The sequence below is a fragment of the Herbiconiux sp. UC225_62 genome (assembly GCF_042694625.1).
Taxonomy (GTDB): domain Bacteria; phylum Actinomycetota; class Actinomycetes; order Actinomycetales; family Microbacteriaceae; genus Herbiconiux.
In genome coordinates this window covers 974604-1000951 of record NZ_CP170551.1, presented here as the reverse complement: position 1 = coordinate 1000951, position 26348 = coordinate 974604, and the positions used below count along the sequence as shown (strand labels likewise).

At 68.6% G+C, this 26348-nt stretch carries 26 protein-coding genes; 17 read left to right on the top strand and 9 right to left on the bottom strand.

From position 1 onward, the window contains the following. Positions 1–6: 6 nt before the first annotated feature. Positions 7–1077: an AI-2E family transporter gene (locus ACFJGU_RS04890; protein WP_382308162.1), complete on the bottom strand. Its 1071-nt coding sequence runs from the start codon at positions 1075–1077 to the stop codon at positions 7–9. Positions 1078–1243: 166 nt separating this feature from the next. Here ACFJGU_RS04890 and ACFJGU_RS04885 point away from each other — a divergent pair, with 166 nt between their 5' ends. Continuing rightward, positions 1244–1621 carry an ATP-dependent DNA ligase gene (locus tag ACFJGU_RS04885; RefSeq protein WP_382308160.1) on the top strand — a complete coding sequence of 126 codons (378 nt, stop codon included), beginning with the start codon at positions 1244–1246 and terminating at the stop codon, positions 1619–1621. 9 nt (positions 1622–1630) lie between these two features. Here ACFJGU_RS04885 and ACFJGU_RS04880 read toward each other — a convergent pair whose 3' ends face one another. The 5 genes from ACFJGU_RS04880 to ACFJGU_RS04860 are packed head-to-tail and all read right to left on the bottom strand — an operon-like array spanning position 1631 to position 7630. Continuing rightward, positions 1631–2617 carry an NAD-dependent epimerase/dehydratase family protein gene (locus ACFJGU_RS04880; RefSeq protein WP_382308158.1) on the bottom strand — a complete coding sequence of 329 codons (987 nt, stop codon included), beginning with the start codon at positions 2615–2617 and terminating at the stop codon, positions 1631–1633. After that, entirely contained in the window at positions 2599–4521 is a 1923-nt protein-coding gene (locus tag ACFJGU_RS04875) for a glycoside hydrolase family 127 protein (RefSeq protein ID WP_382308156.1), read from the bottom strand. The genes ACFJGU_RS04880 and ACFJGU_RS04875 overlap by 19 nt, the downstream gene beginning before the upstream one ends. Positions 4522–4548: 27 nt before the next feature. Further along, positions 4549–5394 carry a carbohydrate ABC transporter permease gene (locus ACFJGU_RS04870; RefSeq protein ID WP_382308154.1) on the bottom strand — a complete coding sequence of 282 codons (846 nt, stop codon included), beginning with the start codon at positions 5392–5394 and terminating at the stop codon, positions 4549–4551. Continuing rightward, entirely contained in the window at positions 5391–6311 is a 921-nt protein-coding gene (locus ACFJGU_RS04865) for a carbohydrate ABC transporter permease (RefSeq protein ID WP_382308152.1), read from the bottom strand. The genes ACFJGU_RS04870 and ACFJGU_RS04865 overlap by 4 nt, the downstream gene beginning before the upstream one ends. A gap of 11 nt (positions 6312–6322) precedes the next feature. Beyond that, the gene (locus ACFJGU_RS04860) at positions 6323–7630 is read right to left on the bottom strand and encodes an extracellular solute-binding protein (protein WP_382308150.1); all 1308 of its coding nucleotides are present in this window, start codon (positions 7628–7630) and stop codon (positions 6323–6325) included. Between the two features lie 146 nt (positions 7631–7776). Between ACFJGU_RS04860 and ACFJGU_RS04855 the strand changes: the two genes are divergently transcribed. After that, positions 7777–8802: a LacI family DNA-binding transcriptional regulator gene (locus ACFJGU_RS04855; RefSeq protein WP_382308148.1), complete on the top strand. Its 1026-nt coding sequence runs from the start codon at positions 7777–7779 to the stop codon at positions 8800–8802. Between the two features lie 31 nt (positions 8803–8833). On the opposite strand, the gene ACFJGU_RS04850 is transcribed toward ACFJGU_RS04855, so the two are convergent. Then, positions 8834–9040, bottom strand: coding sequence for a hypothetical protein (locus ACFJGU_RS04850; RefSeq protein WP_382308146.1), 207 nt, complete (start codon positions 9038–9040; stop codon positions 8834–8836). Positions 9041–9291: 251 nt separating this feature from the next. Between ACFJGU_RS04850 and ACFJGU_RS04845 the strand changes: the two genes are divergently transcribed. From ACFJGU_RS04845 to ACFJGU_RS04795, 11 genes are all read left to right on the top strand, one after another. Continuing rightward, positions 9292–9381 carry a potassium-transporting ATPase subunit F gene (locus ACFJGU_RS04845; RefSeq protein ID WP_139256655.1) on the top strand — a complete coding sequence of 30 codons (90 nt, stop codon included), beginning with the start codon at positions 9292–9294 and terminating at the stop codon, positions 9379–9381. 18 nt (positions 9382–9399) lie between these two features. Next, positions 9400–11067 (top strand): potassium-transporting ATPase subunit KdpA, encoded by a 1668-nt coding sequence (gene kdpA / locus ACFJGU_RS04840; protein ID WP_382310264.1) that lies wholly within the window; start codon positions 9400–9402, stop codon positions 11065–11067. A 3-nt stretch (positions 11068–11070) separates the two neighbouring features. Next, positions 11071–13146, top strand: a complete 2076-nt coding sequence (gene kdpB / locus ACFJGU_RS04835; RefSeq protein ID WP_382308144.1) for a potassium-transporting ATPase subunit KdpB — start codon at positions 11071–11073, stop codon at positions 13144–13146. Positions 13147–13173: 27 nt separating this feature from the next. Next, positions 13174–13776 carry a potassium-transporting ATPase subunit KdpC gene (gene kdpC, locus ACFJGU_RS04830; protein WP_382308142.1) on the top strand — a complete coding sequence of 201 codons (603 nt, stop codon included), beginning with the start codon at positions 13174–13176 and terminating at the stop codon, positions 13774–13776. A 12-nt stretch (positions 13777–13788) separates the two neighbouring features. After that, positions 13789–16299 (top strand): ATP-binding protein, encoded by a 2511-nt coding sequence (locus ACFJGU_RS04825; RefSeq protein WP_382308140.1) that lies wholly within the window; start codon positions 13789–13791, stop codon positions 16297–16299. Next, positions 16296–17015, top strand: coding sequence for a response regulator (locus tag ACFJGU_RS04820; protein ID WP_382308138.1), 720 nt, complete (start codon positions 16296–16298; stop codon positions 17013–17015). Before ACFJGU_RS04825 ends, ACFJGU_RS04820 begins: the two co-directional genes overlap by 4 nt. Then, a complete protein-coding gene (gene corA / locus ACFJGU_RS04815; protein ID WP_382308136.1) occupies positions 17012–17983 on the top strand; it encodes a magnesium/cobalt transporter CorA in 972 nt (323 codons plus the stop codon). Before ACFJGU_RS04820 ends, corA begins: the two co-directional genes overlap by 4 nt. 64 nt (positions 17984–18047) lie before the next feature. Beyond that, the gene (locus ACFJGU_RS04810) at positions 18048–18272 is read left to right on the top strand and encodes a type II toxin-antitoxin system VapB family antitoxin (RefSeq protein ID WP_382308134.1); all 225 of its coding nucleotides are present in this window, start codon (positions 18048–18050) and stop codon (positions 18270–18272) included. Further along, entirely contained in the window at positions 18269–18673 is a 405-nt protein-coding gene (locus tag ACFJGU_RS04805) for a PIN domain-containing protein (protein ID WP_382308132.1), read from the top strand. Before ACFJGU_RS04810 ends, ACFJGU_RS04805 begins: the two co-directional genes overlap by 4 nt. Before the next feature lie 92 nt (positions 18674–18765). After that, positions 18766–19455, top strand: a complete 690-nt coding sequence (locus ACFJGU_RS04800) for a GntR family transcriptional regulator (RefSeq protein WP_382308130.1) — start codon at positions 18766–18768, stop codon at positions 19453–19455. 125 nt (positions 19456–19580) lie between these two features. Further along, on the top strand, positions 19581–20066 hold the full coding sequence (locus tag ACFJGU_RS04795) for a hypothetical protein (protein ID WP_382308128.1): 486 nt from the start codon (positions 19581–19583) through the stop codon (positions 20064–20066). Positions 20067–20076: 10 nt separating this feature from the next. Here ACFJGU_RS04795 and ACFJGU_RS04790 read toward each other — a convergent pair whose 3' ends face one another. Further along, positions 20077–20442 carry a VOC family protein gene (locus ACFJGU_RS04790; RefSeq protein ID WP_382308126.1) on the bottom strand — a complete coding sequence of 122 codons (366 nt, stop codon included), beginning with the start codon at positions 20440–20442 and terminating at the stop codon, positions 20077–20079. Between the two features lie 61 nt (positions 20443–20503). Between ACFJGU_RS04790 and ACFJGU_RS04785 the strand changes: the two genes are divergently transcribed. Both ACFJGU_RS04785 and ACFJGU_RS04780 read left to right on the top strand, forming a co-directional pair. Beyond that, complete coding sequence (locus tag ACFJGU_RS04785; RefSeq protein ID WP_382308124.1) at positions 20504–20956, top strand: MarR family winged helix-turn-helix transcriptional regulator; 453 nt, start codon at positions 20504–20506, stop codon at positions 20954–20956. A 32-nt stretch (positions 20957–20988) separates the two neighbouring features. Then, positions 20989–24321: an efflux RND transporter permease subunit gene (locus ACFJGU_RS04780; protein WP_382308122.1), complete on the top strand. Its 3333-nt coding sequence runs from the start codon at positions 20989–20991 to the stop codon at positions 24319–24321. Positions 24322–24354: 33 nt separating this feature from the next. Here the strand turns inward: ACFJGU_RS04780 and ACFJGU_RS04775 are convergent, their stop codons facing one another. Next, positions 24355–24744 carry a DUF1304 domain-containing protein gene (locus ACFJGU_RS04775; RefSeq protein WP_382308120.1) on the bottom strand — a complete coding sequence of 130 codons (390 nt, stop codon included), beginning with the start codon at positions 24742–24744 and terminating at the stop codon, positions 24355–24357. Between the two features lie 41 nt (positions 24745–24785). On the opposite strand from ACFJGU_RS04775, the gene ACFJGU_RS04770 reads away from it, so the two are divergent. Together ACFJGU_RS04770 and ACFJGU_RS04765 are read left to right on the top strand one after the other, a co-directional pair. After that, positions 24786–25649, top strand: coding sequence for an NAD-dependent epimerase/dehydratase family protein (locus ACFJGU_RS04770; protein ID WP_382308118.1), 864 nt, complete (start codon positions 24786–24788; stop codon positions 25647–25649). 100 nt (positions 25650–25749) lie between these two features. Beyond that, positions 25750–26334 carry a TetR/AcrR family transcriptional regulator gene (locus ACFJGU_RS04765; RefSeq protein ID WP_382308116.1) on the top strand — a complete coding sequence of 195 codons (585 nt, stop codon included), beginning with the start codon at positions 25750–25752 and terminating at the stop codon, positions 26332–26334. Positions 26335–26348: the final 14 nt, after the last annotated feature.

Genomic DNA, 26348 nt, shown 5'->3' with positions numbered 1-26348 from the left:
TCGCGTCTAGACCTTCGCGTCCTGCTTGGGGAAGACCACCTTCTGCACGATGATGATGGCCGACGCCGCGATCGGGATGGCGACGAGCGCGCCGAGCACCGATCCGAGCGTTCCGCCGGCCACGGCCGCGATCACCACGATCGAGCCCGGCACCGCCACCGCCCGGTTCATGATGCGGGGGCTCAGGAAGTACGCCTCCACCTGCATGTAGACGAGGTAGTAGATCGCGGCGACCAGCGCGGTGAGCGGCGAGGCGAACAGGCACACGAGGGTGATGATGATCGCCCCGCTCAGCGTGCCGACGAGCGGGATGAGCGACGCCAGGAACGCGATGAACGCGAACAGCGCCGGAAGCGGCGCCCCGATGATGGTGAGGAAGATGAGGCTCAGGATGCCGTTGATGGCCGCGAGCCCGATCTGACCCACGACGTAGCGGCCGACTGCTCCCGTGACGTCATCGGTCAGCGAGGCGAACGCGGCCCGCTTGTTGGCCGGCACGAAGCGGTAGGTGACGCGCTTCATGCTGCGGAGCGAGGCGAGGAAGTACAGGGTGAGGATGAGCACGATGACGGCACCGGTCGCACCGCTGGCGATGCCGGTTCCCACGGCGAGAAGGCCGCCGCCGATGTTGAGCAGGTTGTTCGGATCCTGGAAGAAGGCCGTCGCGTCCTGCACCGCCTTGTCGATGTCGACGAAGCCGCCGATCTGCGACTGCAAGCCCTTCACGAAGTCGCTCGTCGTGAAGTCCTTCACGATCTGGGGGAACTGATCGATGAAATTCGAGGCCTGGTCGACGATGAGTGGGATGACGGCGAAGAGCAGACCGCCGAAGATGAGGATGACCGCGGCGAAGACGATCACGATCGCCAGCGGCCGCGGCATCTTCTTCTCGAGCCAGGAGACGAGTGGATCGAGACCGAGCGCGAGGAAGATCGCCACGCCGATGTAGATCAGCACGGTGCTCAGCTGGGTGACGACGCCGCCGATCAGGATGGCGAGCAGCACCCCGAGCCCGCCGACCAGTCCGATCCGGAACGCGTGCACGCGTACCGAGGGCAGCGTGTCCTGTCCGGCCACCTCGAGATCGGACCCCGATTGAAGCGCCTGACTCTCCGTTTGCGGCACGTGCGGTTTCCTGTTGAACACCAAAACACCCCATCTCGACTTGATCGCAACACTAGCCCGGTGAACACCCCCGCGCCCGCCACGCGACAGTGTCGTCGGGCTGTGCGTTAATTGGGGTATGGGAAAGCTGCTCTACGGCACCTCGGGCATCGAGATCGAGTTCGACGACCGCACCCTCACGCATCTGCAGATCGTGATCGCCGCCAAGCTCCGTCGCAAGGAGAGCTTCTTCTTCTCCTGGAAAGACGACCCGGCCATCGGCGACGGGCGGTCGAGCATCTGGCTCGACTCCTCCATCCCGCTCTACTTCAAGTTCGCGGGCGGGCGGGTGCCGGCCATCAACCGTGAGTGGCTCGACATCCTCACCGCCTCCTCCAACGGCAGCGGGGGGCTGCAGTTCACCGAGGAGCCGGGCGCGCCCGGCAGCAACGGCAACGGGAACGGACACAACGGGAACGGTCACAACGGAGCGAGCGGCCCCGCCACCGTGCGCTGACCACCTGGTTCAGAGCGCGAGTGCTCGGCCCCCCACGTCGAGCTGTCCGTCGTCGATGAGCCACTGCAGACCCTCGGCCACGGCCTCGAGGGAGCTGTAGCGGGGCGCGTAGCCGAGCATCCGCTTCGCCTTCTCGATGCACACCGAGTGGCTGCGCGTGATGTGCTCCCAGCTCGCCTCCGCGTGGTCAGGGGTGGTCTGTGCTCGGAACTCCTCGAACGGCACGAAACGCAGTCGTGCCTCCTGGCCGAACCAACCGGCCGCCGCCAGGGCGAGGCCTCGCAGCGTCACGGCCCGGGGCGACACGATGTGGAACGACTCGCCCACCGCCTCGCCCTGACGCTCCATCGCGCGCTGGAAACCCTGGGCGACGTCATCGGCGTGCACATGGTGCACGGTCTCCAGACCGAAGCCCGGCATCACGACCTCCTCGCCGGCCGCGAGCGCCTGCCACACCGTGAGGTCGAGGTTGCCGACCGGATTGATCATGTGCCAGCCCGGGCCGGTGATGTGACCCGGGTGCAGCACCACCGAGCGCAGGCCTCCGGGGCGGCGTGCCTCGGCGAGCAGTAGCTGCTCGATCTCGGCCTTTCCGATGCCGTAGTCGCCGAAGGCGTTCTGAGCCTCGTGCTCGAGGATCGGCACCTCGACGGCCGAACCGTGGGTCCAGATCGTGCCGCAGCTGAGCAGCAGCGGCACGCGGCCGCGGATCGCCTCGACCAGCTGAGCGGCGGATGCGCCGGTGAAGCACACCATGTCGATCACGACATCCGCGTTCAGGTCGGCGATGCGCCCACCGAACGTGCCGGCCTCGTCCTCCGCCTCGCGGTCGGCGGTGATGCGCTCCACCTGATCCCAGGCGCGATGCGGGCGGTAGGGCTCGCGGAGACCGCGGCTGATCGCCACGACCTCGTGGCCGGCCGCCACGAGGCGCGGCACGAGGTATCCGCCGACGTGACCGCTCGCTCCGATGACGACTACTCGCACGGCATCCACACTCTCATGGTCGCGGGGCCGCGGTTGGCGCGACGGTGGTAGGGGATGAGGGCGGCCGCGAACGCGGCGCCCGCGGTGCCGCCCGGGAGGGAGCCGTCGGTGGTCCGGTAGGGCCACGCCCCGTCGTCGAACGACTGCGGCACGAGCGCCACCGTGATGCCGTCGGTGCCGAGCGTCGGGGGCGCCGAGGCGTCGAGGCGCACGGCGTCGACGTCCAGTCCGCCGGGCAGATCCGGAGACTCGAGGCAGTAGACGATCGGGCCGGCCTCGACGGCGAGACTGCCGCGCACGGCGTCGATGCGGGGGTCGGGAGCAGTGAACCGGGGCGCGATCGGAAGAGCGAGCTCGATCGTGTCGCCCACCGCGAAGCGGCGGCGCACGGGGACGGCGCCCGGTCCCACCGGCTCGGCGGCGGAGTCGTTCACGCGAAGGGTCGCGCCGGTGTCGGCCCAGCCGGGGACGCGAAGTCCGATCTCCCATTCGGAGTCGACCGTCTGCGTCACGCTCACGCGCACGAGTCCGTCGTCCGGATAACGGGTCTCGACCTGCACGGCCACGGGGCCGGCGTCCAGGTCGGCCGCGATCGACGCGCCCGCGTACTGGTGGATCTGCAGGCCGTCAGCCGAGGTCGTGGCGAGGTAGCTGCCGAGCGAGGCGAAGGTGCGTGCGACGTTCGTGGGGCAGCACGACACCTCGAACCACGGCGCACGAAGGCTGGAGGACGCCCTGGGGCTCAGCTCGTTCTCGGGCGGCACCTCGCCGCGCACCCGCTGGTGCAGCGTGTTGGTGTAGAAGAAGGCCGTGCCGGTCTCGTTCGGCGACCCCGCGACCACGTTGTACAGCGTGCGCTCGATGAGGTCGGCGTATTCCGCCTCCCCGGTCGCGAGCAACAGCCGGAAGTTGACCATCACTGATCCCACGCCGGCGCAGCTCTCGGAGTAGGAGCGGTCGGCCGGCAGCTCGTGATCCTGGCCGAACGATTCGCCCTCGTGGTGGGCGCCCATACCGCCCGTGAGATAGGTGCGGCGGGCGACGGTCTCGCCGAGCTGACGGCGCAGCGCCTCGAGCAGCTCGCGGTCGTCGGTCTCCACGGCGAGGTCGACGCCGCCGGCTGCGAGGTAGAGGGCCCGCACGGCATGGCCGGCCATCACCGCCGTGTCGCGCAGCGGTGTCTCGTCCTGGAAATAGGCGCGGCCGAACTCGATGTCGGCGAGGGTGTGATGCCCGCGGCGCTCGACGAACAGGCGCGCCTGCTCGAGGTACTTGTCGTCTCCGGTGTAGCGGGCGAACTCGACGAGTGCGACCTCGATCTCCGGATGCCCGCAGACCCGCTCGATCCCGCCGGCCCCGAAGACAGCGCAGACGTGGTCGGCGGCGCGGCGCGCGATCTCGACGAAGCGGTCCTCCCCGGTGGTGCGGCCGCGGGCGACCGCCGCCTGCAGCAGGTGGCCGTAGCAGTAGAGCTCGTGGCCCCATTCCAGGTCGCTGTACCGCGACGCCTGGCCCGGACGGCCGAAGTAGGTGTTGAGATAGCCGTCGGGCTCCTGCACCGGCTCGATCCGGTCGACCAGCGCTTCGAAACGGGCGTTCATCCCCTGATCGCCGGAGCGCCCGATCTCCCAGGCCATCGCCTCCAGCAGCTTGTAGACATCGGAGTCGGCGAACTCGCGGCCCGTGTGGGCCCCGGGCATCCGGCCCTCGCGGGCGGCGTCGAAGTTGTCGACCCAGCCGGAGCGGGCGATCCACTGCTCGCAGTGCTCGATCAGGGTGCGGGCGTTGATGTCCTGGCGGTCGGCCCAGAAGCCGTCGGTGATGCGCACCTCGGAGATTCCGAGCGGGCGCAGGGTTCCCCGGGTCGGCGCGACAGGCCGGCCTTGGTCGAGGCGGGTGACAGAGTGAGGCATCGAAGGATCTCCAGTGAGAGTCGTGTATTACTTGACCGCGCCGAGGGTGAGGCCCTCGCGCAGGAGTCGGTAAGTGAGGGCGAAGAGCACCAGGATCGGGATCGAGGTGATGACGGCCAGCGCCATCAGTCCCGGCCAGTTGATGCCGAACGCCGACACCTGCTGCGCGAGCAGGGCGCTCAGCGGGTAACTGCCGGGCGAGAGCAGGAAGTTCACGGCGTAGAGGAATTCGCCCCAGGAGAGCAGGAACACGAGGGTGCCCGTGGTGGCCACGCCGTTGCGCGCCACGGGGAGCACCACCGAGAAGAAGCTGCGCCAGGTGGAGGCGCCGTCGATCGCGGCCGACTCCTCGAGCGCCTCCGGCACGGCGCGGAAGAACGGACGCATGAGGATGATGGCGAACGGGATGAGCAGGGCCGTGTCGGCGAGGATGACGCCGAGTGTGTTGTCCAGCAGCCCCCACTGGCCGAAGAGCTGGAACAGCGGGATGACGGTCGCGGTCTGCGGCACCATCTGGAGCACGATGAGAAGTCCGAGGCAGATCGTCGTGATCCGCCCGCCGACCCGCGCCAGCGCATAGCCGGCCGGGATCGCGACGGCGAGCGTCAGCACGGTCGTCGACGCGGCGATGATGAACGACTGGCCGGCCGCCTGCAGCAGTCCGCTGGTCTGGAACACCGTCACATAGGCATCCAGGGTCGGGGCGAAGACGAACGCCGCGCTGTCGGAGAGCACGTCGCTGGAGTTCTTCAGCGAGGTGAGCACGATCCAGAGGATCGGGATGCCGTAGACCAGGAAGAGCACGATGCGCATCGCGAAGGCGACGGGTGTGCGCTGCTTGCGCGGGCGACGGGTGGCGGTCAGGGCGGTCATTCGAGCTCCTCCTTGCGCACGCTCCGGGCATAGACCACGGCGAGCACGATCACGAACAGCACGGCGATCAGTGCGGTCGACGAGCCGAGCCCGAAGTCGTAACGGACGAACGCCTGCAGGTAGCCGAGGAACGGCAGGGTGTTGGTGGTGGTGCCCGGGCCGCCGTACGTCATCACGTAGATGAAGTCGAAACTGCGGAAGGCGTAGACGACGGTGAGCACGACCAGCACGAGGCTGGTGGGCCGCACGGCCGGCATCATGACGTGGCGCACTTCCTGCCACGGACGTGCGCCGTCGAGCTGCGCGGCCTCGAACACCTCGCTCGGCACGCCGAGGATGGCGGCGCGGAACACCAGCGCGTTGAACGGGATGATCGCCCAGGCGTTCACGAGTGCCACCGAGACGAGCGCGAAACGGGTGTCATAGAGGAAGGGGAACGACTGCAGGCCCACGAGGTGGAAGACCGAGTTGAACAACCCGTTGTCGCCCAGCAGGAACTTCCAGACGCTTCCGTTGACCACGGGCGGCAGTGCCCAGACGAAGACCATGAGGCCGAGCAGCACGGCGGCCGCGCGGGAGTTGGTGCGCAGAGCGACGGCGGCGGCGAAACCGCCCACGAGTCCGAGACCCGTCACGATCACCACGAACACGAGGGTGTTCACGATGGCGTTCTGGGTGTCGCCCTGCTGCCAGCCGGTCACGAAGTTCTGCAACCCCACGAAGGCCCAGTCGAGGTTGAGCGTGGCGGAGGTGACCGCGCTGAAGCTCATCCTCACCAGCTGGATCAGGGGGTAGACGGAGAGCGCCAGGAGCACGATTCCGGCCGGCAGGGCGAAGAGGAGGCGACCGCGGAACAGTCCCCGGCGCCTCCTCTTGCTGCGTACCGGAGCCGATCTGGCCGTCGTGGTGGCTGACATCGGCGTCATCCCTACTTGGCCGACAGCAGCGGCTGAAGGGTGGACAGGAACTTGTCGGCGGCCTGCTCAGGAGTCGCTGCGCCACCGATGACCGAGCTCCAGGCTTGTCCGCCGGCCAACTGCACGTCGGCGACGCTCGCCGGCGGGATGGCGTCGGAAGGGTAGTTCGCGCCCTGCGCGGCCACCGAGTCGGCGAACGGCTTGATCAGCGGGTCGCCGGTGACCGCGGCGTCGGTCGCGGTGTCGGCCCGGGCCGGGATGGTGCCGGAGTCGGCCAACGCGAGCAGCTGGCCGTCGCTGGAGAAGTAGGTCTCCTGGAGGTACTGCCAGGCGAGGTCGGGGTTCTTGGCGAATGCCCCGATGCCCTCTCCCTCACCACCGAGATAGACCTTGCCCTTGTCGCCGAGCGGAAGCGGAACCACGCCGTAATCGAACGCGGCGTCGGACTTCGCCGTGCCGATCTGCCAGTTGCCGTTCTCGGCGAACGCGACTCCGCCGGCGGCGAACTTCTGGAACGGAACCGTCTGGTCCCAGGTCACGGCCTCCTTGGAGAGGTAGCCCTCGTCGATCCAGTTCTGCACGGTGGTGAGACCTGCCGCTGCGGCGTCGGCCTGCGGGTCGGCGTAGTCGAAGCCGGCATCCGTCAGCCACGGATAGGCCTGCCACTCACCCTGCGAGTTCGGCAGACCCGACAGGGTGATGCCCTGGTCGCCGCCGGCGGCGACCTTCGCCATCGCGGCGTCGAGTTCGTCCATCGTGGTGGGGGGAGTGACGCCGGCCTTGGCGAGGATGTCCTTGTTGTACCAGAGCCCCAGCAGGTTCACGTAGCCCTGCACGGCGTAGGTCTTGCCGTCGACCTTGTGCACCACGGAGTCGGGGAACTGGTCCTTGTCGGCGAAGGAGTTCCACTGGTCGTCCATCGGGGCGAGCGTGCCGGCGAGGGCGAGGTTGCTCGCATCCGCGCCGTTGAAGACCACCACGTCGGGGCCGGTCTTCGCGCCGACCGAGGCGATGAGTTTCTGGTCCATCTGGTCGTAGGGCACGTAGACGTTGTTCACCGAGACGTCGGGGTGGTTCTTCTGGAAGAGGTCGGCATAGTCGGTCATGACCTTGACCTGATTCGGGTCGCTGAAGTAGTGCCACACGGTCAGTTCGCCCGAGTCCGAGGAGCCGGAGGCGCCCGGAGTGCCGGAGGAGGAGCAGCCGGCCAGGAGGAGCCCGGCGGTGGCGGCCAGCGCACCCGCCGCGATCAGCGCGCGCGAGCGCCGAGCGGTGCGGGAGCCCTTCTTCTGCGACTGTCGTTCTGCATTGAAATACATTCGTCGTCCTTCATTGGATGTAAACGGAAGAGAGCAGTGAAACTTTTCGAAAAGGGTTTCGGGATTGCGGTGGCCACGGTAACACTGTCGAACAGGCCGCGTCAACGCCTATGATGATCTAGGTCCGAAACCGATTGAGGGGTGCGATGAGGGACGACACCGACGAGGGTCGCGCACGCAACCCGACGCTCAAAGACGTCGCCCAGCTCGCGGGCGTCTCGGTCTCCACCGCCTCGAAGGCCCTGAACGACCGCGGCGATGTGCATCCGGGAACCCGGGTGCGCGTGCTCGAGGCGGCCGAACGCATCCGCTTCCGGCCGAACCCGCTGGCGAAGGGACTGCTCGCCGGACGGACCGGAACGGTCGGCCTGCTCACCGACGACCTGGTCGGCCGGTTCAGCATCCCGATCATGACCGGCGCCGAGGACGCCTTCGGCACCGGCAAGATGTCGGTGTTCCTCTGCGATGCGCGCGGCGACGCCATCCGGATGTCCTATCACCTGCAGGCTCTGCTCGATCGCCGGGTCGACGGGTTGATCGTGCTGGGCAGCTCGACGGATGCGCGCGCCTCGCTCGGGCGCGACATCCCGGTTCCCGTGGTGTACGTCTACGGGCCGTCAGACGACCCGCGCGACATCTCGCTGGTGCCCGACAACGTCGGTGGCGGTGTCATGGCCGCGGAGCACATCATCGGCACCGGTCGCCGCAGGATCGCGCACATCACCGGGGAGCAGAGCTTCGTCGCCGCCCGCGATCGCGCGGGGAGCATCGAGCAGACCGTAGAGGCCGCCGGCCTCGAACTGGTCGGTGGGGTGCACTACGGTCACTGGTCGGAATCGTGGGGGCGCACCTGCACGGTGGCCCTGCTGGAGCAGCATCCCGACATCGACGCGATCATCTGCGGCAACGATCAGATCGCCCGCGGGGCACTCGACGTGCTGCGCGAGCGCCGAGTGGGGGTGCCCGACGATGTCGCCGTGATGGGTTTCGACAACTGGGAGACACTGACCCTGGAGTCGCGTCCGCAGCTGACCAGTGTCGACATGAATCTCGAGATGCTCGGCCGGCTCGCGGCGCAACGCCTGTTCTCCGCGATCGGCGGCGAACAGAGCTCGGGCATCGAGACCCTTCCCTGCCGTCTGGTGGCACGGGCGTCGACGGCGCTCGGCTAGCCGGGGTCGACGCCCGCGCGACGGCGAACCGCTACAGCGACGCTTCGAGAGCCGCCTTCGCGTCGTCGAGCGACGGGTAGCTGCCCAGATTCTTTCCGGTGCGGGTGGTCACGACGAAGCCGTGCACCCATTTCTCGGCGACGATTCCGAGGGGGCGGGCATCGGGCGCGGCAGCGACCCATAACCCCAGTTGTGCCTCCCGCCAGGTGATGGCGCGGGCGGTCAGTGTTTCCGTCATTGTTCTCCTTTGAACTCGACTCCATGAATCATAGACGCCTCCTCTGATGTAGGGAACGCGTACGGTTCGGCGGGCCGGTCGATAGGAAACCGTTAGGACCGACAGTGGTGGCCCCGGGAGGGCGTTGGATCGACTTCCGTCAACAAACGCCCCTTTCGGATGGAGATTCCCGTGCTCGACATCGTCTATGTCGCTGCGATCCTGGCCGTTTTCGGTCTGGTCGCCCTGGTCGCGTGGGGGGTCGAGAAGCTGTGATCGTCATCGACGTCCTGGCACTGGTGCTCGGCGCGGCCGCGGTGGCGTACCTGGTGTACGCCCTCGTGAAGCCAGAGCGGTTCTGATCCGTGTCCGCTCTCGAGATCTGGCTCGCCGTCGCGCAATTCGCGACCCTCGTCCTCGCCCTGGGCCTGCTCTACCGGCCCCTCGGCGATTACATCGCCCGCACCTTCACCTCCACCAAAGACCTCAAGGTCGAGCGCGGCCTCTATCGCCTCGTCGGCGTCGCCTCCGGCTCCGAACAGAGCTGGGGCGCCTACCTCCGCGGCGTGCTCGCGTTCTCGGTGGTGGGCGTGCTCGTGGTGTACCTCCTCCAGCGCCTGCAGGCCGTGCTGCCCTACTCGCTCGGATTCCCCGCCATCCCCGAAGGCCTGTCCTTCAACACGGCGGTCTCCTTCGTCACCAACACGAACTGGCAGTCCTACTCGCCCGACGTCACCATGGGGTACACCGTGCAGCTCGCCGGGCTCGCGGTGCAGAACTTCGTGTCGGCCGGCGTCGGCCTGGCCGTCGCGATCGCGCTGATCCGCGGCTTCGCACGCCGCTCGACGGGCACCATCGGCAACTTCTGGGTCGACCTGACCCGCGGAGTCCTCCGCGTGCTGCTGCCGCTCTCCTTCATCGCCGCGATCGTGCTGATCGCCGGCGGGGTCATCCAGAACGTCGCCGGCTTCACGGATGTGACGACCCTGACGGGCGGAACGCAATCGATCCCCGGTGGCCCGGTCGCCTCGCAGGAGGCGATCAAGCTGCTCGGCAACAACGGCGGCGGGTTCTTCAACGTCAACTCCGCGCATCCGTTCGAGAACCCGACGGGCTGGACGAACCTGTTCGAGATCCTGCTCATGCTCGCGATCCCCTTCGCCCTGCCGCGCACCTTCGGCACGATGGTGGGCGACAAGCGTCAGGGCTACGCGATCCTGGCCGCCATGGCCACGATCTTCGTGGTCTCCCTCACGGCGCTCACGGTCTTCGAAGCGGTCGGGTCGGGCAGTGGCCCGATGGCCGCGGGCGGGGCGATGGAGGGCAAGGAGCAGCGGTTCGGCATCTTCGCCTCCACCCTCTTCGGAACGACCTCCACGATCACGTCCACGGGCGCCGTGAACTCGATGCACGACAGCTACACCTCGCTCGGCGGCATGATGACGATGTTCAACATGATGCTCGGCGAGATCGCGCCGGGCGGTATCGGGGCAGGCCTCTACGGCATGCTCGTGATCGCGATCATCACCGTCTTCATCGCCGGATTGCTCGTGGGGCGCACGCCGGAATACCTGGGCAAGAAGCTCGGCCCGCGCGAGATCAAGCTGGCGAGCCTCTACATCCTGGCCACCCCCACCCTGGTGCTGGCCGGCACCGCACTCAGCTTCGCCATCCCGGCGGTGCGAGCGGATGTCGAGAGCACCTCGATCTGGAACCCCGGGTTGCACGGCTTCAGCGAAGTGCTCTACGCCTTCACGAGCGCCGCCAACAACAACGGCTCGGCCTTCGCCGGCCTCACCGCGAACACCCCGTGGTTCAACACGGCGCTCGGTGTCGCGATGCTGCTCGGCCGCTTCGTGCCGATCGTGTTCGTGTTGGCGCTCGCCGGATCGCTCGCCTCGCAGGGCAAGGTGCCGGTGACCGCCGGAACCCTGCCCACCCACCGCCCGCAGTTCGTGGGCCTCCTCGTCGGCGTCGTCGTGATCGTCGTCGCCCTCACCTACTTCCCCGTGCTCGCACTCGGACCTCTGGCCGAAGGGCTTCAGTAATCCATGTCCAACTTGACCGCTCAGATCACCTCGGGGCTTCCCCAGGCGTTCCGGAAATTGAATCCGCGCTCGATGTGGCACACCCCTGTCATGTTCATCGTGGAGGTGGGTGCGGCACTCACCACTCTCATCGCCATCGTGCAGCCGTTCACCGGGGCCACCGATTCGCTCGCCTTCACCTGGGCGATCGCGGTGTGGCTCTGGCTCACCGTGCTCTTCGCGAACCTCGCGGAGTCGGTGGCCGAGGGCCGCGGCAGGGCCCAGGCCGCGACGCTCCGGGCGACGCGCACGAGCACGATGGCTTCGCGCGTCGTCGATTACGACGCCGCCGCCGACCCCTCGGCGCTCCACGCCACGACCGCCCAGGTGGCCTCGGCCGAACTGCGGCTGGGTGACGTCGTCGTGGTGGTGGCGGGAGACCTCATCCCAGGCGACGGCGACATCATCGACGGCATCGCCTCGATCGACGAGTCGGCCATCACGGGCGAGTCCGCGCCGGTGGTGCGCGAGTCGGGCGGCGACCGCAGCGCGGTCACCGGCGGCACGCGCGTGCTCTCCGACCGCATCGTGGTGCGCATCACCTCGAAGCCCGGCGAGACCTTCGTCGACCGGATGATCCGTCTCGTCGAGGGCGCCTCTCGGCAGAAGACGCCGAACGAGATCGCGCTGAACATCCTGCTCGCGAGCCTCTCCATCATCTTCGTGATCGTGGTGCTGACCCTCGGGCCGATCGCCGGCTACTCGAACGCAGCGCCCTCGATCGCGGTGCTCGTGGCCCTGCTGGTCTGCCTCATCCCCACCACCATCGGCGCCCTGCTCTCGGCCATCGGCATCGCCGGCATGGACCGCCTGGTGCAGCGGAACGTGCTCGCCATGTCGGGCCGCGCGGTCGAGGCCGCCGGTGACGTGACCACCCTGTTGATGGACAAGACCGGAACCATCACCTACGGCAACCGGCGCGCCTCCGAGTTCATCGCCCTGACCGGGGTGGATGCCGCGGACCTCAGCAAGGCGGCGGCGCTCTCGTCGCTCTCTGACCCCACACCGGAGGGCAAGTCGATCGTCGACCTCGCCGAGAGCGCCGGATTCGTGCGCCCCGCGAAGGTGGCCGGCGAGGTGGTGCCGTTCACCGCGCAGACCCGCATGAGCGGCATCGACTTCAGCGACGGCACGCAGATCCGGAAGGGCGCGGGCTCCGCGGTCATCGCCTGGGTGCGCGAGGGCGGCGCCGGATCGGCGTCGAGCTCCGTGCTTGCCGAGGTCGACGAGGAGACAAACCGGATCGGGTCGCTGGGAGGCACCCCGCTTGTGGTGGCCACCAAGCAGCCCGGGAGGCCGGCGGAGATCCTCGGCGTCGTCTACCTCAAGGACGTCGTGAAGGAGGGCATCGCCACCCGTTTCGCCGAGCTGCGCGCCATGGGCATCCGCACCGTCATGGTGACGGGTGACAACCCGCTCACGGCCAAGGCCATCGCGGCCGAGGCCGGTGTCGACGACTACCTCGCCGAAGCCACGCCCGAGGACAAGCTGGCCCTGATCCGCCGCGAGCAGGAGGGCGGCCGGCTGGTCGCCATGACCGGTGACGGCACCAACGACGCCCCGGCGCTCGCGCAGGCGGACGTCGGCGTGGCGATGAACACGGGCACGTCGGCGGCGAAGGAGGCCGGCAACATGGTCGACCTCGACTCCGACCCGACGAAGCTCATCGACATCGTGGCCATCGGCAAGCAACTGCTCATCACCCGCGGTGCGCTCACCACGTTCTCGATCGCGAACGACGTGGCGAAGTACTTCGCCATCATCCCCGCCATGTTCAGCGCCGTGTTCCCGGGCCTGGCCCTCCTCAACATCATGGGCCTGCACTCACCGGCCTCGGCCATCCTCTCGGCGGTGATCTTCAACGCGCTCGTGATCATCGCCTTGATCCCGCTGGCCTTGCGCGGGGTGAAGTACCGCCCGCTGTCGGCGTCACGCATCCTCAACCGCAACCTCCTGATCTACGGGCTCGGAGGCGTGATCGCCCCGTTCATCGGCATCAAGCTGATCGACCTCGTGGTCTCCCTCATCCCCGGCTTCTGACCCATATACCCCGAAAGGCATACGCACATGGCTCCCACCCGCGGATTCGCCCGCCCCTACTGGGTGGCGCTCCGATACATGATCGTCGCGACGATCGCACTCGGCATCATCTACCCCCTCGCCGTGCTCGGCGTCGGTCAGCTCGCGCTGCCCGCGCAGGCCAACGGCAGCCTGATCACGAACGCCGACGACACCGTGACCGGGTCCTCGCTCATCGGACAGTCGTTCACCGACGCCGACGGCAACGCGCTGCCCGAGTGGTTCCAGTCGCGTCCCTCGGTGGCCGGGTACGACGCGTCGGCCTCGGTCGGCAGCAACTACGGGCCCGAGAACCCCGACTTCCTCGACGAGATCGCCGCGCGCAAGGCCGCGATCTCGGAGCTCGAGGGCGTCGACCCGGCCGACATCCCGGTGGATGCCCTCACCACCTCCGCCTCCGGACTCGACCCCCAGATCAGCCCGGAATACGCTCTACTGCAGGTGCCCCGCGTCGCGGAGGCCCGGGGACTGGAGGAGTCGCAGGTTCATGATCTCGTCGAGTCGTTCATCCAGGGCCGCGACCTGGGCTATCTCGGCAACGAGACCGTCAACGTGCTGCAGCTCAACCTCGCGCTCGCGCAACTGGGCTGACCGGGTGCGCGCGTGAAACAGGGGCGGCTCCGGGTGCTGCTGGGGGCGGCGCCCGGGGTGGGCAAGACCTACACGATGCTCGAGGAGGGCCGGCGGCTCCGCGCGGCGGGCAAAGACGTGGTGATCGCGATCGTGGAGACCCACGGCCGCGCCGGCACCGCCTCGATGACGGCCGGCTTCGAGGTGGTGCCGCGTCTGCGCGTCGGGCACCGCGGGGTCGAGCTCGACGAGATGGATCTCGACGCGGTGCTGGCCCGCGCGCCCGAGTACGCGCTGGTCGACGAACTGGCCCACACCAACGCGCCGGGTCTGGCCCACGAGAAGCGCTGGCGCGACGTGGAGACGTTGCTGGATGCCGGCATCAACGTGCTCTCGACCGTGAACATCCAGCACATCGAGTCGCTCAACGACGTGGTGCAGCAGATCACGGGCGTGCCGCAGCGCGAGACGGTTCCGGATGCGGTGCTACGCTCGGCCGACCAGATCGAGGTGGTCGACCTGGCCCCGCAGGCCCTCCGCGACCGGCTCGCCGAGGGGCAGGTCTATCCGGCGGCGCGGGTGGATGCCGCCCTCTCCAACTACTTCCGCCTCGGCAACCTCACGGCGCTGCGCGAACTCGCGCTGCTCTGGCTCGCCGACGAGGTCGACAGCTCGCTGCGCCGCTACCGCGCCGACCACGGCATCGGCGAGAAGTGGGAGGCCCGGGAACGCGTGGTGGTGGCCCTCACGGGCGGACCCGAGGGCGAGACGCTGCTGCGCCGCGGTGCCCGGATCGCCGCTCGCTCCTCGGGCGGTCAGCTCCTGGCGGTGCACGTCACCGCGCAGGACGGGCTGCGCGAACCCAACCCGGGCGCGCTCGCCGCTCAGCGCGCGCTCGTGGAAAGCCTCGGCGGCAGCTTCCACCAGGTGGTGGGCGACGACATCCCGTCGGCTCTCGTGGAGTTCGCCCGGGCTTCCAACGCCACCCAGCTCGTCATCGGCGTGAGCCGCCGCAGCCGGTTGGCAGCGCTGCTGACCGGCCCGGGCATCGGGGCCACGGTCATCCGGGAATCGGGCGACATCGACGTGCACATCGTCACCCACGCGGCGGCGGGCGGCCGGATGCGACTCCCCGGCACCCGGGGGGCCCTCACGCTCCGCCGGCGCATCTACGGCTTCGTGTTCGCCCTCGTGGCCGGGCCCCTGCTCACGTGGCTGCTCACGTCGTTCCGCAGCGACGACTCGATCACCTCCGACGTGCTCGCCTACCAGCTGCTGGTGGTCGTGGCCGCGCTGATCGGCGGTATCTGGCCGGCTCTCTTCGCGGCGGTGCTGAGCGGGTTCACCCTCGACTTCTTCTTCGTCGATCCGCTCTACACGGTCACCGTCAACGAGCCGTTGCACGTGCTCGCGCTCGTGCTCTACGTGGTGATCGCGGTGCTCGTGAGCATCGTGGTCGACCAGGCGGCACGGCGCTCGCGAGCGGCACGAAGGTCGGCGGCCGAATCGGAGCTCGTGGCCACGGTGGCCGGTAGCGTGCTGCGTGGCGAGGACGCACTGCAGGCCCTGGTCACCCAGACCCGGGAGGCGTTCGGCCTCACGGGCGTGCGCCTCGTGCGCGACGGGCGCGCCCTCGCCTCCGACGGAGAACCCCTTCCGCTCCCGGGACAGTCGGGGGAGTCCGGTGGGGTGGTGACCATGCCCGTCGACGAGAGCACGGTGCTGGAGTTGCACGGGCGGGAGCTGCAGGCATCCGATCGGCGGCTGCTGGCGGTGATCGTCGCGCAGATCGCCGCCGCCCTGGAGCACGCGAACCTCGAGGAGACCGCGCGCGGTGTGGCGCCGCTCGTCGCGGCCGACCGGGTGCGCTCCGCGCTCCTCGCGGCCGTCGGGCACGACCTCCGCCGACCGCTCACGGCGGCGACGGCGGCCGTGACGGGGCTGCGCGCCCGCGACGCCTCGCTCAGTGCGCACGACCGCGAGGAGCTGCTCGCCACGGCCGAGGAGAGCCTCGACTCGCTGGCCCAGCTGCTCACCGACCTACTCGACGTGAGCCGCGTGCAGGCCGGGGTGCTCGGCGTCTCGCTCGTCGACGTCGATCTCGACGACCTGCTGCCGGCCGTGCTCGATGAGCTCGGCATCGGACCCGCGGAGGTCGACCTCGACATCCCGGCCGACCTGCCTGCCTTCCCGGCGGATCCGGTGCTGCTCGACCGCGTGCTCGTCAACCTGCTCTCGAACGCGCTGCGGTACAGTCCGGCGGGGGAGCGGGTGGTGGTGTCGGCGAGCACCTTCGCCGACACGGTGCAGCTGCGCGTGGTCGACCGCGGTCCCGGCATCCCGGCCGACCGGCGCGACGACGTGTTCGTGCCGTTCCAGCGCCTCGGCGACACCGACAACCTCACCGGTCTCGGCCTGGGGCTGGCCCTCTCGAAGGGATTCGTCGAGGGCATGGGCGGCACACTCGACACGGAGGAGACCCCGGGTGGCGGTCTCACGATGGTGGTGACGCTGCCGGTGGCAGCGGAAAGGGACGGCGCATGAAGATCCTGATCGCCGACGACGACCCGCAGATCCTGCGTGCCCTGCGGATCACGCTGGGTTCGCAGGGGTACGACATCGTCACCGCCGCCGACGGCGCCGAAGCCATCCGGGTCGCCACCGAGGGGTCGATCGACCTCATCATGCTCGATCTCGGGATGCCGCGGCTCGACGGCCTCGAGGTCATCCAGGCCGTGCGCGGCTGGTCGGCCGTGCCCATCCTCGTGGTCTCGGGCCGGGCGGGCTCGGCCGACAAGGTGGATGCGCTCGACGCGGGCGCCGACGACTACGTCACGAAGCCCTTCGCGATGGACGAATTGCTGGCGCGCATCCGCGCTCTCACCCGGCGCCGCGCACCCGGGGTCGGGGGAGACGACCCCGTGGTGACGTTCGGTGGCATCACCGTCGACCTCGCCGCGCACCAGGTGACGCGCGACGGCGACCGCACGGCCATCCGCCTGACGCCGACGGAATGGAAGATCCTCGAGCTGCTGATCCGCAACCCCGGGCGACTGGTGACGCACCAGGAACTGCTCACCGAGGTGTGGGGCACCCATCTCGTGAAGGAGACCGGCTACCTGCGGCTCTACATCGGCCAGCTGCGCAAGAAGCTCGAGGCCGAGCCGTCGCATCCGGTGCATTTCCTCACCGAGGCCGGCATGGGCTACCGTTTCGTGCCGGACGCCGCTCCCGCGCCCGGTGGAGGAGACAGCCGATGATCGTGGACAACGCCGTGTACGTGGCCGGGCACCGCACCGCCGACCCGCCGAGTCTCGACGAGACCTTCGAGGTGATGAGGGAGCGGCACGGGTTCGCCTGGATCGGGATGTACCGCCCGAGCCCGGAGGAACTGCAGTCGGTGGCCGACGAGTTCGACCTGCCGCCGCTCGCGGTCGAGGACGCGTTGAAGGGGCACCAGCGGGCCAAGCTCGAGAAGTACGGCGGTTCGACCTTCCTCGCTCTGCGGCCCGCCCGCTACCTCGACGCCGATGAGCGGGTGGAGTTCGGTGAGCTGCACGTCTTCCTCGGCGCCGAGTACCTCATCACCGTGCGGCACGCGGAGTCGCCCGACCTGGCGCTCGTGCGCAAGCGCCTCGAGGCCGATCCCGCCCTGTTGGCGAAGGGGCCGCTCGCCGTGCTCTACGCCGTGCTCGACCAGGTGGTCGACGAGTACGTGCCGGTGATCAACGGCCTCGAGAACGACATCGACGAGATCGAGGACCAGCTGTTCAACGGCGATCAGGAGGTGTCGCGGCGGATCTACCAGCTCTCGCGCGAGGTGATGGCGTTCCAGCGCGCCACGCATCCGCTCTCGGACATGCTCGAGACCCTCCGCGATGCCCTCGCCGAGCGCGACGCGGATGTGACGCTGCGCGAGAACCTGCGCGACGTGCACGACCACGTGCTGCGGATCGTGGAGCGCGCCGACTCGTTCCGGCAGCTGCTGCAGAACGCGCTGATGGTGCACACCACCCTGGTGGGGCAGGACCAGAACAACGAGATCAAGAAGATCTCCTCCTGGGCCGCCATCCTCTTCACCCCGACTCTCGTGGGCACCATCTACGGCATGAACTTCGAGTACATGCCCGAGCTGCACTGGGTGCTCGGGTACCCCTTCGCGCTCGCCCTGATGCTCGCCCTCGGATTTGGGCTCTACAAGGCCTTCAAGCGCAAGGGCTGGCTCTGACCGTTTCGCTCGACACTTCGGAACCTCCGCTATATAGTGGAGTATATAGAAGTGAGGAGAAATCATGGTTGTGACTTCTATCGACATCGACCCGGGTGACCTGCAGGCAGCACGGCGGCTCGTCGGGGCGACGAGCAACAAAGAGACTGTGGCCGTCGCGTTGAAGACATTGATCGCATCTCGGAGGCAGTCGGCAGTCATCGAGAGCATCATCGCCCACCGATTCGAGGACGACCAGATCGACGCCCCGACCATCACGCCCGCGGGTCAGCATTCAGCGGCTTCGTGACCACCTACATCGTCGACAACAGCATCTGGCAGAAGGCAGCCAGGAGCGCAACGATCGCAGAGCGGTTGCGGCGACTGCCGCCCCAGCATCTCGTCATGACGTGCCCGCCTCAAGTGCTGGAGTACTGTCACTCTGCGCGGAGTGCGGCTGAGTACCGGCTTCTCAGACAGTACATGGACGGTTTGCTTCCCGCTCAGTACCAGCCCGACGAGTCAGCTGTTCTCGACGTGCAGCAGGCGCTCTGGGAGAAAGGGACGATACGCTCGGCCGCCGCCTTCGACTGCCTCATCGCGGCCTACGCCATCGCGAACGACGCGATCGTGCTGCACTCAGACCGCGACTTCGAGTACATCGCCGATGCTGTGGGACCGGCTTTCCGTCAGGAGTACGTGCCGGAATGAGAACGCGTGCCCGGCCAGCCCACCGCGTGCGGGCGGCGACGCGCGCCGATTGTGGAATACAGTAGGCAATCAGCCAGCTGGAGGGATTGCTCGTGGATGCCGGAATCGTGACGAACGCACTGCCGCTCGGGGTCGCGGACCAGTCGCTCTCAGCGAAGATCTACGAAGAGCTGCGCGAGCGCATCATCGAAGGGGTGATCCCGGCGGGGGAGCGCATCCGCGAGCGGGAACTGGCCGAGGAGTTCAACGTCTCCCGCATCCCGATCCGCGAGGCGATGCCTCGCCTGGAGAGCGAGGGCTTCATCCGTACCGTCCCTCGCAAGGGCGCCGTCGTCACCGAGATGACGCTCGGCGACGTCGAGGAGCTGTTCGCCGTTCGGTCGAGCCTCGAGGTGCTCGCCGCCCGCCTGGCGGCTCAGGCCTGCGCGGGCGGTGCCTCGTCGAGCGAGCTGTTCGAGCGACTGGCTGCCGCCGAATCAGCGCTGGAGGTGGGGGATGACCGCGAGATCGCCGCGGCCAACTCCGCCCTGCACGAGGAGATCCTGCGCCTCTCCGGCAACTCGCTGTTGATCGGGCTGATGGGGCCGATCAACGGTCGGGTGCGCCGCCTGTTCCGGCTGGAGGCGGAGCGCGACCAGCAGGTGCTGTGCGCCGAGCACCAGCAGCTGTGCCGCGCCATCGCCGACGGCAATGTCGAGTACGCCGGCTCGCTGGCCTACGCGCACGTCGAGCACAGCCGGTCCGACTCGCTGAAGCTCATGCGGGAGCGCCTGGAGCCCTGAGCGGCGCGGCGGGCGCCGTGCGGCATACCAAACAGCACGAAACAAACACGTAACAGCGGAGAAGTCGCGCCGAAATATAAAGCTGGCATTTTGTATACCAAGATCTCTTCCCAGAGCTCGACGCGTTGGCCGCTGCCGACGTCGGAGTGGTGGTGCTGCCGGCCACCGACCTCTATCTGATGGGACGCGCCGATGAGCGCAACGCCCGGCGTGGCGTGGCCCCGCTCGAGGCGCTGCGGCGACATGGCGTGCGGACCGCCGTCTCGTCGAACAACGTCCGCAACGCGTTCACGCCGACGGGCCGCGCCGATCCGCTCGACATCGCCCTGCTGCTCGCCCGGGTGTCCTTCGTCTCCGACGAAACGGATTTCGCGGCGCTGCTCGGGCTGGCGGGTGCGGCCGGTGCACAGATCCTCCACCCGGAGGCCGCCCATCGACACGTGGTCGAATCCGGCGCGGCCGCCGACCTGGTGGTGTTCGACTCCGTCGACCCGGCGACGGTCGTGATCGACCAGCCCGGCCGGCACCTGGTCGTCGCTCGCGGCCGCGTGGTCCACGGCACGGAGCGCCGCGAGACCTGGGCGCCCGAGCTCGCCGGCCTCATGGCGTGAGGAGACGGGGTCAGGCGCGATCGTGGAGGGTGATCTGATACCCGTCGGGGTCGGCGAAGGTGAAGGTGCGCCCGAAGGGGCCGTCGATCGGTTCTGCGGTGATGCTGACGCCGTCGGCGACGAGGGCGTCGTGGATGGCTTGGGCGTCGGGTGCGTGCAGCCACACGCCCACGCCGATTCCGGGCTGGGGGATGATGTCGAGATCGACGCCGGGCAGGGGCGAACGCACGGCGAAAGCCGCCGGAGCGGTGTCGAAGACCACCGCGTGCGGCGGACCGGCCTGCCGCGTGAAGCCGAGGTACTTCTCGTAGAAGGCGGCCGACGCGGGCACGTCGCGCACCTGCAAGGAGATGAAACCGGGTCCGGAGGCGGGCATGATGATCCTTTCAATCAATGTCAGTTAGCTGACATCGAGAACTGTATGTCAGAATACTGACATGAGTCAAGACGCGCCGGGAATCCATCTCGAGACCTCGCTGGGCTACCTCCTGAAAGAGGCGTCGAGCGCCCTGCGAACGCAGATGGAAGCGGTGCTGCGACCGCTCGGCATGACGATCACGCACTATTCCTGTCTCGAACTCCTCGCCCAGCGGCCCGGTCTGTCCAATTCGGAGCTCGCCCGGGGCGCCTTCGTGACCCGTCAGTCGATGAACGTGCTGCTGCAGTCGCTCGAACGCGACGGGCTCGTCACCCGCCCCGACCAGCCGCCGTCCGGCCGGGCGCTGCCGGTCGAGCTGACGGCGAAAGGGCGGCGTCAGCTCGCCTCCGCCAGTGCGGCCGTCAAGGGGGTCGAAGATCGCATGATCTCCGGCCTCTCACCCGAGGAGCGAGCCCGGTTCGGAGACCTGTTGACGCGGTCGGTGACCGCTCTCCGGGGATGCGATAGTTAAGCTACCTAGCCGTTTCAGAGGGAGTCGACGACGTGCATTTCCTTGCCGTTCTCAGCATGAAGAACCGGGCCCTCATCGCGCTCGTCACCATCGTGGTCGCCGTGTTCGGCGGGCTCGCGCTCACCAGCCTGAAGCAGGAGCTGATCCCCTCGATCGAGTTCCCGCAGCTCGCGGTGCTCACCACCTACCCCGGTGCGAGCCCTGAGGTCGTGAACGACGACGTCTCCACGCCGATCGAGAGCGCCATCCAGGGCGTCGAAGGCATCGAGACCACGAGCGCCACCAGCAGCACGAACCTCTCCATCATCTCGGCCACCTTCACCTACGGCACGGACCTCGCGACCGCCGAGCAGAAGATGACGCAGGCCATCAACCGCATCAAGTCGACGCTGCCCGAGAACCTCGATCCGCAGGTGCTCTCCGGCAGCATCAACGACCTGCCGATCATCTCGATCGCCGTCTCCGGCGAAGACACCAAGACGCTCGCCGGGCAGCTCGAGACCTCCGCCGTCCCTGACCTCGAAGAGGTCGACGGCGTGCGCGCCGCCGAGGTGCTGGGCGCCATCGGGCAGCGGGTCACCATCACGCCCTCGCCCGCCTCGCTCGCGATCGCGACCGTCACCACGAAGGACATCAGCGACGCCATCGCGGCGAACGGGCAGCTGATCCCCGCCGGCACCCTCACGCAGGACGGCCAGAGCTACGCCGTGCAGGCCGGATCGAAGCTGACCTCCACCGACGACATCGCCGCGCTGCCGCTCCCGGCCGTCAATCAGGACGGAACGCCCGTCACCATCGGGCAGGTCGCGACGGTGGCCCTCGTCGACGACCCGGTCACCTCCATCTCCCGCGTCAACGGTGAGGATGCGCTCACCCTGTCGATCACGAAGCTCCCCTCGGCGAACACGGTCGAGGTGTCGCAAGGCGTGCGCGACCTCCTGCCGCAGCTCGAGAGTGCGATCCCCGGCGCCACCTTCACCGTGGTCTTCGACCAGGCCCCGTTCATCCAGCAGTCGATCGAATCCCTCGCCACCGAAGGCCTCCTGGGCCTCTTCTTCGCGGTGCTCGTCGTGTTCGTCTTCCTGCTGTCGATCCGGTCGACGATCGTCACCGCCATCTCCATCCCGACCTCGGTGCTGATCACCTTCATCGGTCTGCAGACGGCGAACTACACGCTCAACATCATCACGCTCGGCGCTCTCACCATCGCCATCGGGCGCGTGGTCGACGACTCGATCGTCGTCATCGAGAACATCAAGAGACACCTCTCGGCGCTCGCCGGAGTGCAGCTCTCGCCGAAGGAGGCCGGGGCAGCCCGCGCGTCCCTCATCGTCGACGCGGTGCGCGAGGTGGCGGGGGCGATCACGGCCTCCACCATCACCACGGTCGCGGTCTTCCTGCCGTTGGCGTTCGTGGGCGACACCACGGGCGAGCTGTTCCGGCCCTTCGCGCTCACCGTCACCATCGCGCTGCTCGCCTCGCTGCTCGTGGCGCTCACCATCGTTCCGGTGCTGGCCTACTGGTTCGTGCGCCCGCCCAAGGCGAAGAAGGCGCCGGCCGCCGGCATCGCCGCGGGGTCCGGAGACGGTTCCTCGGATGCCGCGCCGACCCGCTCGACCGAGCACCCGCATCCGCACGCCGGCCCGCTGCACGACCCCGCGCTCGACGTCGCCGCATCCGGAGCCGCTCCCGGCACCGCGATCGCCGTCATCGAGTCGCCGCCCCCCTCGCGCCGCCCCCGCGCACACCGCGCGGAGATCGAGGACGAGCCGCCCACCGCCCTCCAGCGCCGCTACCTCCCGATCATCTCCTGGACGCTGAAGCACTCCGTGATCACGATCGTCATCGCGATTCTCGTGCTGGTGGGGACCGTTCCGCTCACCCTGCTGATGAAGACGAACTTCCTCGGCTCCAGCGGCCAGAACACCTTCACGGTCACGCAGACCGTACCGGTCGGCTCGAGCCTGGACACCCAGTCGGCGGCGGCGGACCAGGTGGAGTCGGCCCTGGAGGGCATCGACGGCATCCAGACCGTGCAGCTCACCATCGGCTCCTCGGGGAGCGCGCTGCGCGACGCCTTCGTGGGCGGCGGGGACAGCGCCATCACCTACAACATCACCACCGATGAGGGCGTCGACCAGGACGCCCTGCAGGACACCGTGCGCACGACGCTCGAAGCGATCCCGGATGCCGGTGACATCTCGGTCTCGTCGGGAGGCGGCTTCGGCGGCTCCTCCGACATCGCGATCGACGTCACCGCCCCGACCCAGACCGACCTCGCCACGGCCGCGTCCGCGGTGCTCGCCAGCATGCAGGGGCTCGCCGAGGTCAAGCAGGCCTCGTCGAACCTCAGCGACTCGCGCCCGTACGTGCAGGTCGCGGTCGACCGCGACAAGGCGGCTCAGGCGGGGCTCAACGAGGTGGCGGTCGGCAGCATCGTCTCGCAGGCGATGCAGCCCACCACGGTCGGTTCGATCGTGATCGACGACAAGAACTACACGATCTACATCGCCGCCGAGAACCCGCCCACGACGCAGGACGAACTGGCCGGGCTGCAGATCCCGACGGCCTTCGGCCCGGTGCGGCTCGACTCGCTGGCCACCGTCTCGATCGTCGACGGGCCCGCGACCATCACCACGGTGAAGGGTGTCCGCACCGCGACCGTGTCGGTGACGCCGAACAGCGAAGACCTCGGCACCGCGAATGCCGAGGTGCAGAAGGCGCTCGACGAGGTCTCGCTCCCGGCCGGCGCCACCGCGAGCGTCGGCGGCGTGGTGACGGATCAGTCGGACGCGTTCTCCCAGCTCGGGATCGCGCTGCTGGTCGCCATCCTCATCGTCTACGTCGTCATGGTGGCCACCTTCAAGAGCTTGCTGCAACCGATCCTGCTGCTGGTGTCCATCCCGTTCGCCGCGACCGGGGCCATCGCGCTGCAGGTGATCTCCGGCATCCCGCTCGGGGTGCCGTCGATCATCGGAGTGCTGATGCTGATCGGCATCGTGGTGACGAACGCGATCGTGCTCGTCGACCTCGTGAACCAGTACCGGGGGAGGGGTCTGCCGGTGCGGGAGGCGCTCGTCGAAGGCGCGTCCCGTCGTCTCCGGCCGATCCTGATGACGGCACTCGCGACGATCTTCGCGCTGCTGCCGATGGCGGTGGGGCTGACCGGGCACGGGGGCTTCATCTCGCAGCCGCTCGCGATCATCGTCATCGGCGGTCTCGTGTCGTCGACCCTGCTCACCCTGATCGTGCTGCCGGTGCTCTACAACCTCGTCGAGGGCACGCGTGAGCGGCGCCGCGAGCGTCGTGAGCAGCGTGCTCGGGATCGCGCCGCGGCCGCGCCGACTCTGCCGGCTGCCGAGTAGCCCGAGCCCCGCGCGGCGCACTCGGCAGAGCCGTCACACCGCCAGGGCGAGCAGGAAGAAGATCACCCCGAGGAGGGGGAGGGTGCCCTGTGTCGCCGCTGCGCGGAGGCGCTCGCGACCGGTGCTGAGGAGCACGAGCGACGCGGCGAACATCGACCCCGCCGAGAAGACGGCGAGGGCGAAGCCGGCCTCGCGCGCATCCGTCCAGTAGAGGATGACGCCGAGGGCCGCGCCGACCGCGAGGAAGAGGTTGTAGTAGCCCTGGTTGTAGGCGAGTGGCGCCGTGGTGTCGGCATCCGCCTGGCTGGCGAGGCCGAAGCGCTTCCAGACGACGGGGGTGCGCCAGCGCACGCTCTCCATGTACCAGATGTAGACGTGCAGCAGGGCCGCGAGGCCCACGAGAACGGATGCGACGATGGCCATGCGGTCAGCCTAACGTCGGCTGTGCGGGATACGTTGGTGACATGGACAACGTCGCAGTCACTGGTGGAAGCGGAAAACTCGGGCGGGCTGTGGTGCGGGAGCTGCTCGACAGCGGCTACCGGGTGGTGAACCTCGATCGGGCACCCTCCCCCGAACCGGATGCGCGTGCTCAGTTCCTGCGCGTCGACCTGTCGAACTACGGCGAGGTCGCTGAGGCGCTCACCGCGGTCGACGACCGGTACCGGTCGGTCGATGCCGTGGTGCACCTGGCCGCCATCCCGGCCCCGGGCATCCTCACCAACTCGGCGACCTTCGCCAACAACGTTCCGAGCACCTACAACGTCTTCGCGGCGGCGCAGGCGGCCGGTATCGACAACATCGTGTGGGCGTCGAGCGAGACCGTGCTCGGTCTGCCTTTCACCGAGACTCCGCCGCCGTCGTTCCCGGTCGACGAGTCGTACGCGGTGCGCCCGCAGTCGACGTACTCGCTCGGCAAGGCCGTGGAGGAGGAGATGGCACGGCACTTCACGCGCTGGAATCCGAATCTCAAGCTGATCGGCCTGCGCTTCTCGAACGTGATGGACGTGGCCGACTACGCCGCGTTCCCGTCCTTCGAGGAGGCGCCGCTCTCACGCGCCTGGAACGCCTGGGGCTACATCGACGCGCGCGACGGTGCGCAGGCGGTGCGCCTGTCACTCGAGAGCACCCTCCGCGGTTTCGAGGCCTTCATCATCGCGGCGGCCGACACCGTCATGACCACTCCCTCTGCGGCGCTCGCGGCCGAGCATTTCCCGACCGTGCCGTTCACCCGCTCGGTCGACGGCACCGACACCCTTCTCTCCATCGACAAGGCCCGCGACCAACTCTGGTACGCCCCCAAGCACTCCTGGCGCGACCACGTCTGACCTCCCCCTGGTGAACGGGGCCTGCAGAGAAGCTGGTAGCTCGCCTCGAATCTGACCGATCGGACAGCGGCTGACCGATCGGTCAGACTAGGGTCGGATCGTGCCTTCTCCCCAGCCGATTCCCCGCATCCAGACCGACGTCAGCGCCGAGCTGCGCCAGATCGCGCTGCAGATGTTCGCCGAGAACGGCTACGCCGGCACGAGCCTGCAGCAGATCGCCGACGCGGCCGGCTACTCGAAGTCGAGCGTGCTCTACCACTTCTCGTCGAAGGAGGCCCTCTTCGAGGAGGCCATCGCCCCCGCCGTCGAGCGCCTCGGCACCTTCCTCGCCTCGACGGTCGAGCGCGCCTCCTCCCGCGAGCTGCGTGAGGCGTTCGTCGTCGAATTCGTCGACCTGCTGCTCGAATACCGGCTCGCCGCACACATCATCATCAACCAGGGGCAGACCCTCGGCGACATCCGCCTCATCGACGAAGCGCTCGGCTACATGGCGCAGATCGGCGAGGCGTTCATGTCCGAGCTGCCCACCACCCAGCAGCGCGTGCGGCTCGGCATCGCGCTCGCCGGAGCCGCCTACATCCTGGTCGCCGCCCCCGTGGGCGCCGACGCGTTCGAACCCGTCGGTGAGGTCAGGGAGGCCCTCATCGACGTGGTCACCGAATTGATCGTGCCCCTCGCGGGGTAGCGACCCGACAACCC

Coding starts and splice junctions, on each gene's coding strand:
- ACFJGU_RS04885 (WP_382308160.1), top strand. CDS start 1,244: ATGGGAAAGCTGCTCTACGGCACCTCGGGCATCGAGATCGAGTTCGAC.
- ACFJGU_RS04875 (WP_382308156.1), bottom strand. CDS start 4,521: ATGCCTCACTCTGTCACCCGCCTCGACCAAGGCCGGCCTGTCGCGCCG.
- ACFJGU_RS04870 (WP_382308154.1), bottom strand. CDS start 5,394: ATGACCGCCCTGACCGCCACCCGTCGCCCGCGCAAGCAGCGCACACCC.
- ACFJGU_RS04865 (WP_382308152.1), bottom strand. CDS start 6,311: ATGTCAGCCACCACGACGGCCAGATCGGCTCCGGTACGCAGCAAGAGG.
- ACFJGU_RS04860 (WP_382308150.1), bottom strand. CDS start 7,630: ATGTATTTCAATGCAGAACGACAGTCGCAGAAGAAGGGCTCCCGCACC.
- ACFJGU_RS04855 (WP_382308148.1), top strand. CDS start 7,777: ATGAGGGACGACACCGACGAGGGTCGCGCACGCAACCCGACGCTCAAA.
- ACFJGU_RS04850 (WP_382308146.1), bottom strand. CDS start 9,040: ATGACGGAAACACTGACCGCCCGCGCCATCACCTGGCGGGAGGCACAA.
- kdpB (WP_382308144.1), top strand. CDS start 11,071: ATGTCCAACTTGACCGCTCAGATCACCTCGGGGCTTCCCCAGGCGTTC.
- kdpC (WP_382308142.1), top strand. CDS start 13,174: ATGGCTCCCACCCGCGGATTCGCCCGCCCCTACTGGGTGGCGCTCCGA.
- ACFJGU_RS04820 (WP_382308138.1), top strand. CDS start 16,296: ATGAAGATCCTGATCGCCGACGACGACCCGCAGATCCTGCGTGCCCTG.
- corA (WP_382308136.1), top strand. CDS start 17,012: ATGATCGTGGACAACGCCGTGTACGTGGCCGGGCACCGCACCGCCGAC.
- ACFJGU_RS04810 (WP_382308134.1), top strand. CDS start 18,048: ATGGTTGTGACTTCTATCGACATCGACCCGGGTGACCTGCAGGCAGCA.
- ACFJGU_RS04790 (WP_382308126.1), bottom strand. CDS start 20,442: ATGCCCGCCTCCGGACCCGGTTTCATCTCCTTGCAGGTGCGCGACGTG.
- ACFJGU_RS04785 (WP_382308124.1), top strand. CDS start 20,504: ATGAGTCAAGACGCGCCGGGAATCCATCTCGAGACCTCGCTGGGCTAC.
- ACFJGU_RS04775 (WP_382308120.1), bottom strand. CDS start 24,744: ATGGCCATCGTCGCATCCGTTCTCGTGGGCCTCGCGGCCCTGCTGCAC.
- ACFJGU_RS04770 (WP_382308118.1), top strand. CDS start 24,786: ATGGACAACGTCGCAGTCACTGGTGGAAGCGGAAAACTCGGGCGGGCT.